The following is a 12,073-nucleotide window of genomic DNA, read 5'->3' as shown; positions in this document are numbered from 1 at the left end:
GTAATTATTAAAGTGTTAGTTATAGTAATTTTATGTTACAAGTTTATTAACTAAAAAGCTTATTAATGAGAATAGGATTGTTTATTCCGTGTTATATAGACCAATTGTACCCCGGGGTGGGAATTGCGACTTATGAATTACTGAAAAAATTAGGTTGTGATGTTGATTATCCTGAAAATCAAACTTGTTGTGGGCAACCTATGGCTAATAGTGGTTTCGCTCATTTAACAAGAGGTTGCGATAAAAATTTCATCAGTAATTTTAAAGATTACGATTATATAGTAGGTCCATCAGGTAGTTGTGTTTTGCATGTTAAAGACCATTTAAATTCTACAACAGAGGTACAGGCTTGTCAGAAAATAAAACATAACATTTATGAGCTTACTGAGTTTTTGACTGATATACTTGAGGTTAAAGCATTAAAATCTAAGTTTCCACATAAAGTGGGCCTGCATAATAGCTGTCATGGTCAGCGTGGATTGGGTTTATCTTCTATGACTGAAAGGAATTTACCTGCTTTCTCAAAGGTAGAAATGCTTTTAAACCAGGTTGAGGGATTGAAAATAGAGCGACCAAAACGTAATGATGAATGTTGTGGTTTTGGAGGGACATTTTGTGTATTTGAAGAAGCTGTTAGTGTTAAAATGGGAAAAGACAGGATTGCTGAACATGAGCAAAATGATGTAGAATATATTACGGGAGGTGATGTAAGTTGCCTAATGCATTTGGAAGGCATTTTAAAAAGACAGGGGAGCAAAGTGAAAACCATTCATATAGCAGAAATTTTAAATCATGACTAAAGTGAAAGATCACGCTACTGCAGCAGCACAGTTTATTAAAAACGAAGAGCGGACCAATTGGCATGACGAAACGCTTTGGTTTGTAAGGCATAAAAGAGATCTAGCTGCACATGGTGTACCTGAATGGGAAACTCTTAGAGAATGGGCTTCGCAAATTAAAAATCATACGCTATCTAAAATAGACGATTACCTGCTGCAATTTGAAAAAAATGCTGCTAAAAATGGTATCACTGTCCATTGGGCTAAAGATGCTAAAGAACATAACCAGATTGTTTTAGGTATTATGCAAAAACATCGAGTTAAAAATGTAGTCAAGAGCAAGAGTATGCTTACAGAGGAATGCCATTTAAATGGATATTTATCAGAATATGGCATTAATGTGGTGGATACAGATTTGGGAGAACGTATTGTACAATTACGAAAAGAACCGCCCAGTCATATTGTTTTGCCTGCTATACATTTAAAAAAACAGGATGTGAGCGAAACTTTTCATGAACATTTAGGTACTGAAAAGGGAAACAACGATCCACAATATCTAACCGAATCTGCAAGACAAAGCCTTAGAAATAACTTTATTGAGGCAGATTTAGCTATAACAGGAGTTAATTTTGCTGTAGCCGAAACGGGTGGTTTTGTAGTTTGTACTAATGAGGGCAATGCGGATATGGGAGCACATACAGCTAAAGTTCATATTGCCTGTATGGGGTTTGAAAAGATTATTCCTAAGGCAGAACATCTGGGAGTATTTTTAAGGTTACTTACCAGAAGTGCAACAGGGCAGCCTATTACAACTTATTCCAGTCATTTTCTAAAACCAAGGGAGGGACAGGAGATGCATGTTGTTGTTGTTGATAATGGAAGAAGCAGACAGTTGGGACGTCAGGATTTTAGAAATTCTTTAAAGTGCATTCGTTGTGCTGCATGTTTTAATACTTGTCCGGTTTACAGAAGAAGTGGTGGACATAGCTATCATACGGCTGTTGCAGGTCCAATTGGTTCTATCCTGAATCCTAATTTAGACATGAAAGCCAATGCAGATTTACCGTTTGCTTCTACTTTATGCGGCTCTTGCAGCAATGTATGTCCGGTTAAAATAGATATACATGACCAATTATGGAAATGGAGACAGGTAATTGTTAAGGAAGGATATGTGGCTCCGGCTAAATCATTAGCAATGAAAGGAGCGGCCTGGTTATTTGCACATCCGTCTATCTACCGAAGTGTAGGGAAAATAGGCAGAACAGTACTTAAGAATGCATCTTTTGTGGTTAACAATAAATTGAATCCGTGGTACAAACAACGAGAAATGCCTGAAGCACCAGAAAAAAGTTTTAGAGATTGGTATAAAGAAAATAAGGATAAAAAATAACGATGTCGCAAAGTTCAAAAGAATTCATATTAACAACACTAAAAACAAACAAGCCTGCTGAAGTTCCTTTACCGGAGATAGATCAGTCTATTGTTTTAAATTACGAAGATTTAACTAGTCAGTTTTGTGAGGTACTACAAAAAATAGGTGGATATTTTAAGCTATTTAATTCTTTAGATGAAATATTAAAAGATATTAAAAATGAAAGTATTAACGGTTTTAATATCAATACTTTTAATTTAAGTGATGCTGAGAAAAAAGATCTTTATCAAAAAAGCTCTTATGAACTGGAAGCTTTAGATAAAACTTATATCAGGGGAGAATTAGGTGTGGCAGAAAATGGGGCTATCTGGATAAATGAAAATACATTACCAAACCGTATAATTCCTTTTATATGTCAGCATTTAATTATTGTCCTTGATGCAAAAAGCATTGTTTCTACTTTACATGAAGCATACAACAGATTAAGTTTTGATAATTTAGGGTTTGGTGCATTTATAGCAGGTCCATCAAAAACCGCAGACATAGAGCAAAGTTTGGTTGTTGGAGCTCATGGTGCCAGAAGTCTTACCGTTTATTTGTACAATTGTTGAAATTAGAATTTCTGTAATAATTATTAGCAGTTTGTATGGATTAAAAGAATCCTTATCACTTAACATGGTTTTTAATTTTTACTTTTGCAAAAGCTTAAAGTAATAAATGAACTATCTCAGACTGCTTTTATTTCCTTTTTCACTGGTTTACGGCTTTGTTGTATGGGTACGCAACAGATTTTACGATTGTGGATGGAAAAAATCGACCAGTTTTAGCATTCCAACTATTGGGATAGGTAATTTGGAAGTTGGAGGATCTGGAAAAACACCTTTAACAGAATACCTGATCAGGAACTTATCTCCAAAATATAAAATAGCAACATTAAGCCGGGGCTATGGTAGAAAAACAAGAGGTTTCAGATGGGTGGGTGTTCATGATGAGGTTTCTTTGGTTGGTGACGAACCTTTACAAATGAAACAAAAGTTTCCTGATATTTCAGTTTCGGTATGCGAAAGCAGGGTAGAGGGAATACACCAATTGCAAAAAAATCACGATTTAGTATTATTGGATGATGCTTTTCAGCATAGGGCAGCAACATTGGGTTATCATATCTTAGTTTTTGATTACAATCATTTAGCCTATCCTAAACTGTTGTTGCCAGCGGGTAATTACAGAGATTTATTTTCCGAAAGAAAAAGAGCTGACCTGATTGTAATTAGTAAATGCCCAACATTCATGAGTATGGATGAAAGAGTAAAAATAAATTACCAGATGGTAAATAATGGGCAAAAAGTTATTTTTTCGTCTATAAAATATGCTGATAATCTGCAACAAATTATCACGGGAGAAACCATGAAACTTTCTTCTATCCAACAGGAAACAAAAGTATTATTAATCACAGGTATAGCTAAACCTCAACCATTATTAACAGAATTAAGGAAATACACTAACTATATTACACATCATTTTTATTCAGATCATCATCAGTTTAGCAAAAAAAATATGCTTAAACTTGTAGAAGAATTTGAAAAACTGCCTTCAGGCAATAAAATAATTATTACAACAGAAAAGGACGCTACCAGGTTAAATACTGCAGAAAACAAATCGTATATTATTAATTTGCCAGTATATCAGTTACCTATAGAAGTTTGTTTTCTGGATAATGATAAGGCTGTGTTTGATCAATCAATAAAAGAGTATGTTACATCAGATAAGTGAAGCATTAGAATATATAAAAAGCAAAACCAACAACTTTGAGCCGGAAATAGGTATTATACTGGGTACCGGTTTGGGCGGTTTGGTTGACGATATAGAAGTGGAGTATAAATTAATGTACTCCAATATTCCTAATTTTCCCATTTCAACAGTAGAGTTCCACTCTGGTAAGCTTATTTTTGGAACATTGGGTGGTAAAAAAGTAATAGCTATGCAAGGGCGTTTGCATTATTACGAAGGCTATACCATGAAACAAATAACTTTCCCGGTGAGGATTATGAAATTACTGGGAATTAACAATTTATTTGTATCTAATGCCAGTGGATCATTAAACCCTGAGTTTAAGAAAGGTGATTTAATGATTATTAAAGACCATATTAATTTACAGCCAGAAAACCCATTAACTGGGGCAAATTATGAGCAATTTGGTCCTCGTTTTCCGGATATGAGCGAACCTTATAAAAAATCATTCATCAAAAAAGGACTTGAGATTGCTGAGGAAAACAATATAAGATGCCACCAGGGAGTTTATGTATCTGTAACAGGACCAAATCTGGAAACACAATCCGAATACAGATATTTACGCATAATAGGAGGTGATGCTGTAGGAATGAGTACCGTACCGGAGGTAATTGTAGCAAAACACATGGGTTTAAGCGTATTTGCAATTTCTGTACTTACAGATGAAGGTTTTAATGAAGTGCTACACCCCGTTTCTTTAAAAGAAATTGTAGAAACGGCAGCTGAGGCAGAACCAAAGATGACTAAAATTTTAAAAGAGCTGATTCAGCATATTTAATACATGCTTAGAAGAATAATTATTGTATTATTTTTTATAACGTACCATTTAACTGCCTATTCGCAATTTGGGCGAGGTTTTGGAACAAATAACGGAAATAATAATAACCGTGATAATTTTGGTTTTGATACGGTAAGTACGCCAAGATCTAATAAAGACATTAGTGTAGATTCGTTAAGAAAACAACTTGATGCAAAAAAGGATTCTGTGGTTTATACTGCAAAGTTTATTAAATATTCTAAACTTGAATTTTTACAGGATAGCACCATCTTATTTCCGTTAGATACTACTACAACTAATTTTCAGCATTTCAATCCTTTGAATGATCCGCATAGCCCTACTATGAATCTTGGAGTTATGGGCATGGCTTATCGTCCTATGCTTTTTGAACCTCGTCAAAGTATTGGTTTTGATTTAGGTCGGCATTTTTTTGACAGGTATATAGAGGGCCCAATGGACGTTAAGTATTATCAGGCGAGAGCCAGGTATACTGAACTTTATTATATATCGCCATTTGGAGGAAAACAAGAAGAAAAGTTTCATGCATTGCATAGCCAAAATATAAAACCAAACTGGAATGTAGGTGCTAAATATGCAAAACAGGGGAGTCAGGGATATTATGCCGGACAAATATCGGACATACTGAATGCATCGATATGGAATTGGTACGAATCTAAAAATAAGCGTTATACCTTACTGGCAAGCGCAACATTTAATACCATAAAAAGCAATGAAAATGGCTCTATTCTAAATGATTCTATTTTTACTGTGCCTACTTATGTTCAGCCAATATATGAGCAAACCCGCTTGTATGATTCCAGACAGCGTAATAATGCCCGCCATGATGTTAGGAACAACACCATTTTTATAAGGCAGTTTTTTAATATTGGAAAACAAAGCGTGGTGAATAATGAGGAGGTTTTACCTACACAACGCGTAAGCTATACTTTTTCTTACAATACCCAGAAATACTATTTCAGATACGGAAGACCGGATGAGTCGGGTTTGCTGAAGAATTATTACATTTATCAGGACTCAACCTCAGACTCCACACGGCTTAACCATCTCAGAAATGAGTTTAATTATAGTTTCTATCTTCGGGGTAAACGGCTTTCTTTCCTTAAAAACGAATTAAAGATTAACGCAGGTCTGGTTCAGGATTATTACAATTACAGAGAGTATACCTATAGCCGTAACTTCCAGAATTTAACGCTAAAAGGTAACCTTACCTATGGTTTAAACCAGCGGGCAAACCTGAATTTGAAATTGGAGCAGGTTTTTCAAGGGCCTTACGCAGGAGATTTTCTTTATCAGGCTAACTCAGAAATAAAGCTTAGCAACAATGTAGGTAGTGTTTTTTTAGGTGCTTATTCTCAAAATCAGAGTCCAGCTCTTATTTATGAGATAGAAACTAGTAATCATCATCGTTGGAATTTAAACTTTGACAGAACTAAAACACAAAATCTGTCTTTTGCATACGTTAATCCGAAATTTCATTTAAAAGCCAAAGCCGAATATTTTCTGATAGGCAATTATATGTACTTTACAGAGATTAATAATGATATTTATCCAGCTCAATTTGGATCAAATATTAACCTGTTAAAATTAACATTTGGTAAAGATTTTCATTTTGGCAAGTTTACCTTCGAAAATTATCTGGTTTATCAAAAAACAGATTTCGAATCGGTATTAAGAACACCTGAATTTTATTCTTTCCATAGTTTGTATATGCATCAGGACGTTTTTAAAGTGCTAAAAATGGAATTTGGCTTTGATGCAAAATATTTTTCGCAGTATACAGCTAATGCTTATGCTCCGGCAATTGGCCAATTTTATAATAAAGACAATACGCAGTTTGGAACCGGGCCTATAGTAGATGCCTGGATGAGAACCAATTGGAAAAGAGCAAATCTGTTTTTACGTTACGATTATCTCAACAAGGGACTTTTCTCTAAAGGATATTATACTATTGATAGATATCCGATGCCATATTCTCTTTTAAGGTTTGGTTTAAGTTGGAATTTTTACGATTAGGTTAATAAAATAAAAAGCTAGTCACTTAGAGGTTTGTCGCCAAGCTATTAAAGAAAAGGTATATAATCAATAATTTGTCTCCCAGTTATTAATAATAGGTTGAAGCAGAGTATACTTAATTGTGATTTTTTGACAAAAAACGGCAGATAGATTGATTTTTGTCAAAATCATCCCACAAACCTGTAGTTTTTTAATAATTAATTTTGATAATCGTTAAGATTAACGTAATTTTCGCCCAATTATGTTTATACACGAACAGAGACTAGATTCCAAAGAAACAATTTTCAAGAATGAGGTTAATACAAAATTTGACCTTTACAACAGTCTTTTCCTAACATTACCGTTTTATCAGGTAAAAAATACAGGTTTGGCGCTACCTTATTTCTTTGCACATTGCGAGAAAGGTATCTTAGATCAGTTAAGTCCAGATGAAATTATAGAAACATTCTTTAATGATCAAATGGGACTTACAAATCCTAAGGAAATTACTGACTTGCTTTTCAGGTTTATCCAATATATAGAAAGGCAGGTGGTTTTATTTGATGCAGTAGAGGATGCGGCCTATTCTAAGATAAGAGTAGATACAGATACCAGTTCTTTAAGCAGTCTGATGAATAATGCCCAACAAGATGAAGCATTATACAAAAGGATTCAGGAATGTCTTAGAGAGTTTAAACTACGTTTAGTATTAACAGCACACCCAACCCAATTTTATCCGGGACCAATATTGGGGATAATGACGGATCTTACGGCTGCCATTAAAAACAATGATGTTAATTCTATAAACCTATTGTTGAAACAATTAGGTAAAACTCCATTTTTTAATAAAGAAAAACCAACACCGGTAGATGAGGCTTTAAGCCTAAACTGGTTTTTGGAAAATATTTTATACCAAACAGCTTCTGATGTACATAACAAACTGGAAGAAGTTTTTAAACTAAATTTGGGCAACCACAGCTTAATAGAATTAGGTTTTTGGCCAGGTGGTGATAGAGACGGAAATCCTTATGTTACAGCAGAAACTACTAAAGAAGTTTCATCGGCATTAAGAAAAACCTTATTCAGATGTTATTATCGGGATTTTAAAAAGCTTAAAAAACGAATTACGTTTATTGGTACAGAAAAGCATCTGGCTGATTTGGAGTGTATTCTTTATGCCAACGCTTTCAATTCAGAAAATATAGAGCTATCTAATATTAAAGAAGAACTATTAGGTATTCTTCGTAAAATAAAAGATGTTCTGATTAATAACCACGATGGTTTATTTATTGAATTGGTTGATGATTTAGGCTGGAAGGTTAAACTTTTTGGTTGTCATTTCGCATCGCTGGATATCAGACAAGATAGCAGGGTTTTAAGAACGGCTTTTAAAGAATGTATTTCTACAGATGAGTTAAAAGGACAGGTTCCGGAAAACTATTTTGATCTTAGCGAAGAAGAAAAGATAAAAGTACTTCCCTTATCCAGAGCTAATTTTACAGACTATAAATCATTCAATTCCCTAAGTCAGGATACACTGGATGTTATCAGATTAATTAAAGAACTACAACATACTAACGGAAAAAGAGCTTGTCACAGGTTTATTATCAGTAATTGCCAAAAAGCATCTGATATTTTACAATTGAAACAGCTGTTTTTATGGAGCGGTTGGTCTCCGGAAGAGTTGGATATAGATTTTGTTCCTTTATTTGAAACTATAGACGACCTTAAATATGCGCATGATGTGATGGATATTTTGTACTCGTACAAAATTTACAGAGCGCATCTGGAAAGAAGAAAGAACAGACAGGTAATTATGCTTGGTTTTTCTGACAGTACAAAAGATGGTGGTTATTTAATGGCTAACTACTCCATTTATTATGCAAAACATACACTAACAGACATTTCGCGCAAACACAATATAGATTTAGCATTTTTTGATGGGAGAGGAGGCCCTCCGGCAAGAGGTGGAGGTAAAACGCATAAATTCTATGCTTCGTTTGGTAAAGATATAGCGAACAAACAAATTCAGATGACTGTACAGGGGCAAACTATTAGTTCTTATTACGGTACATTCGAAAGCTCTATAAACAATATGGAGCAGCTGATACATGCGGGAATACATTCGGCATTAGAAAAACAGGGGTCAAATACAATGGACAGCGAACAAGAAGCATTATTTGCTGATTTAGCAGCTGTTAGCCATAATTACTTCATTAATTTGAGAGAACATCCATTGTTCTTGAAATTTATGGAAAACCAAAGCCCTTTGAAAATGCTTTCTCAGATTAATATTGGAAGCCGTCCGGTAAAACGTAACGGAAACTCTGAACTTAAACTGGAAGATCTTAGAGCAATCAGCTTTGTAACTTCATGGAGTCAGGTGAAACTTAATATTCCTGGATTTTATGGAGTAGGTACGGCATTAAAAGCTATTAAAGAAAGAGGCGAATGGAAAAAACTTAAAGAACTTTACAAAAACGTTGGATTCTTTAAGACTGTAATAGATAACTGCATGATGTCTATGAGTAAATCTGATTTCAGGTTAACACAATATCTGGAAAATGACGAAACTTATGGTGCTTTCTGGACTCAAATGAAAAATGAATTTGAATTAACGAAAGGGTTGATCTTAGATTTATCAGATAGTGACACATTAATGGAGAAAAACCCTATCGATAAAATGTCTATTTCTATCAGAGAGAAGATTGTTTTACCTCTGGTTATTATTCAACGTTATGCAATAATTAAATGCTTACAAACTGATTTATCAGATAAAGAAAGAGAAATTTATACTAAACTGGCTATGAGAACTATCTATGGGATAGTTAATGCCGCCAGGAATTCAGCATAATATTTTCTTACCTAAGTTTTTTATATAAAGCTGACTTTATGAATAAGGTCAGCTTTTTTGTTTTATGCTCTTTATTAAATATGAGGTTGGAGTAGAAACTACAATCATTTATTTTTTGTAAATATTTTAAAATTAACTAACAGCTAACTATCACAAAAGCCTGAATTTTGTATATTTAGAACAAAAGACATCAACATTATACATGATTCATTTACCCAATTTAATAGTAGACTTAGGATTAATACTCGGAGCAGCAGCTGTTATAACCTTAATTTTTAAATATTTAAAGCAGCCAGTAGTATTAGGGTATTTGATGGCTGGTTTTCTGGTAGGTCCGCACTTTAAATTATTCCCTACTATTGTTGAAGTAGAAAACGTACAGGTTTGGGCAGAAATTGGAGTGATTATTCTGTTATTTAGCCTTGGATTGGAGTTCAGTTTTAAAAAACTGATGAAAGTAGGTGGCTCTGCATCTGTTTCGGCCATGAGCGAGATTATTATTATGTTGTTCATCGGATATTTTACCGGGCAGGCTTTTGGTTGGTCGTCAATGGATAGTATTTTTTTGGGAGCTATCTTATCTGTCTCGTCTACTACCATTATAATCAGGGCATTTGAAGAAATAGGAATCAAAGGACAACAGTTTGCCAGTTTAGTTTTTGGTGTATTAATAGTAGAAGACTTAGCGACTATTGTACTTTTGGTATTGCTTTCTACCTTAGCGGTTAGTCAGCAATTTGAGGGTACAGAGATGTTATTCTCTATTATGAAATTAGGTTTTTTCCTGACTTTATGGTTCATAGGAGGTATATTTTTTATTCCAACCTTACTAAAAAGGCTAAAACCTTTATTAAGTAATGAAATGCTTTTAATAATATCGCTATCCCTTTGTTTACTAATGGTTTATTTAGCTTCTTCTGCTGGTTTTTCTCCCGCATTAGGTGCCTTTATTATGGGATCTATTTTAGCAGAAACCAATCAGGGAATTAAAATAGAACATCTGGTTTCACCTATTAAAGATTTATTTGGAGCAGTATTTTTTGTTTCGGTAGGTATGCTGATCGATCCACAGATATTGGTTGAATATTGGTTTCCGGTAACAATTATTTTAATTATTACCATAGTTGGAAAATTGTTTAGTTCAGGACTTGGTGCCTTATTATCCGGGCAAACACTCAAAACATCTATACAAACTGGATTAAGTTTAGCGCAAATAGGAGAGTTCTCCTTTATTATAGCAACATTGGGGATGACTTTAGGCGTAACCAGTTCTTTTCTTTACCCCATTACGGTTGCAGTATCTGCCATTACGACCTTTACAACACCTTACATGATTAAATTCTCTTTTCCATTTTCTAATAAAGTAGTGGCTATGCTACCGCAGAAATGGAAAGATAGTTTAGCCAGGTATAGTGCAGCTACACAAAGTGTTTCTGCTACAAGTAACTGGCGGGTTTTTCTACGGAAATACATCACCAATACGGTGATACATACTATATTTTCGATTGCGGTTATTATTCTATCTACTAAATATATCTATCCATTTTTCCAGGAACAATCGGAAGGCAAAATTTGGGGTGCTATTGTCACCATATTTATTACTATAATAGCTTTGTCACCATTCTTTTACGCTCTGTCTTTCAGAAATTTATATGATGAAGAAGCTCAGAAACTGTCAAGGCATAAAAACTATAGAAATATAGTTTATGTAATGAGAGCTTTTAGACATTTATTAGCCTTAGCTTTATTAATTGTAATGTTAAACAGTTTATTATCTATACAAGCCGCTATTATAGCATTTGTATTAGTTGTAATAACTTTAGTCGTATTTAGAAAGCAAATTAAAAAGTATTACATAAAAATAGAGGAGAGGTTCCTCGTTAATTTCAATAAAAACGGTGTAGATGTAGAGGAAAAAGAAACACCTATGTTAGCGCCCTGGGATGCGCATTTTACAGAAATAGTAGTTAAACCCGAATCGTCTGTAGTAGGTAAAACTTTAGAAGAGTTGAAGTGGCGGGAAAGAGCTGGTATTAATGTGGCATCTATAAGTCGTGGCGATTTAAATATTCATTTACCGGCCAGAGATACCATAATTTATCCCGGAGATAAATTATATATTATTGGTACAGATACTCAGATTAAGAAAATAAACTCCATTTTACGTCCGGAAAAATCAGTTGGTGAATCTGATAGTCTTTACAAACCAAGTCTTGAAAAAATACTAGTTCAAAAAGATTCGTATTTATATGGCAGATCATTAAAAGAATCTAATTTACGAGATATTGCCGAAGGCATTGTTGTCGGCATTGAACGTAACGGACAAAGAATTGTTAATCCGGAATCTAACTGGATATTTGACGAAAATGATTTGGTTTGGATTGTAGGAGATCACAAGAAGATCTTATCCGCATTACAATAAGAAGTTAAAGCTAGAGTTATAGAAAGAGTAGTGTGTTAAAATTATTACTTAACATAATGTAAATTAT

Annotated in this window: 8 protein-coding genes; all 8 read left to right on the top strand. The window is 34.1% G+C overall.

The window, feature by feature from the left end:
* Positions 1-65 precede the first annotated feature (65 nt).
* The 8 genes from ACFSAH_RS15785 (at position 66) to ACFSAH_RS15750 (ending at position 12,006) form a co-directional block, all read left to right on the top strand.
* Entirely contained in the window at positions 66-800 is a 735-nt protein-coding gene (locus tag ACFSAH_RS15785; RefSeq protein WP_379663706.1) for a (Fe-S)-binding protein, read from the top strand.
* Positions 793-2,169 (top strand): lactate utilization protein B, encoded by a 1,377-nt coding sequence (locus tag ACFSAH_RS15780; RefSeq protein ID WP_379663705.1) that lies wholly within the window; start codon positions 793-795, stop codon positions 2,167-2,169. Before ACFSAH_RS15785 ends, ACFSAH_RS15780 begins: the two co-directional genes overlap by 8 nt.
* Positions 2,170-2,171: 2 nt before the next feature.
* Entirely contained in the window at positions 2,172-2,762 is a 591-nt protein-coding gene (locus ACFSAH_RS15775) for a LutC/YkgG family protein (RefSeq protein WP_379663704.1), read from the top strand.
* Between the two features lie 106 nt (positions 2,763-2,868).
* Entirely contained in the window at positions 2,869-3,921 is a 1,053-nt protein-coding gene (lpxK, locus tag ACFSAH_RS15770) for a tetraacyldisaccharide 4'-kinase (RefSeq protein ID WP_379663703.1), read from the top strand.
* Positions 3,902-4,717 (top strand): purine-nucleoside phosphorylase, encoded by an 816-nt coding sequence (locus ACFSAH_RS15765; protein WP_379663702.1) that lies wholly within the window; start codon positions 3,902-3,904, stop codon positions 4,715-4,717. Before lpxK ends, ACFSAH_RS15765 begins: the two co-directional genes overlap by 20 nt.
* 3 nt (positions 4,718-4,720) lie before the next feature.
* Positions 4,721-6,751: a putative porin gene (locus tag ACFSAH_RS15760; protein ID WP_379663701.1), complete on the top strand. Its 2,031-nt coding sequence runs from the start codon at positions 4,721-4,723 to the stop codon at positions 6,749-6,751.
* A gap of 241 nt (positions 6,752-6,992) precedes the next feature.
* Positions 6,993-9,584 (top strand): phosphoenolpyruvate carboxylase, encoded by a 2,592-nt coding sequence (locus tag ACFSAH_RS15755; protein WP_379663700.1) that lies wholly within the window; start codon positions 6,993-6,995, stop codon positions 9,582-9,584.
* Positions 9,585-9,786: 202 nt separating this feature from the next.
* On the top strand, positions 9,787-12,006 hold the full coding sequence (locus ACFSAH_RS15750) for a cation:proton antiporter domain-containing protein (RefSeq protein ID WP_379663699.1): 2,220 nt from the start codon (positions 9,787-9,789) through the stop codon (positions 12,004-12,006).
* The last annotated feature ends 67 nt before the right edge of the window (positions 12,007-12,073 follow it).

This window comes from Pseudopedobacter beijingensis (assembly GCF_042678145.1).
Lineage (GTDB): Bacteria > Bacteroidota > Bacteroidia > Sphingobacteriales > Sphingobacteriaceae > Pseudopedobacter > Pseudopedobacter beijingensis.
Note: the sequence above shows the minus strand (reverse complement) of the source record. Positions and strands in the feature narration are given on the sequence as shown.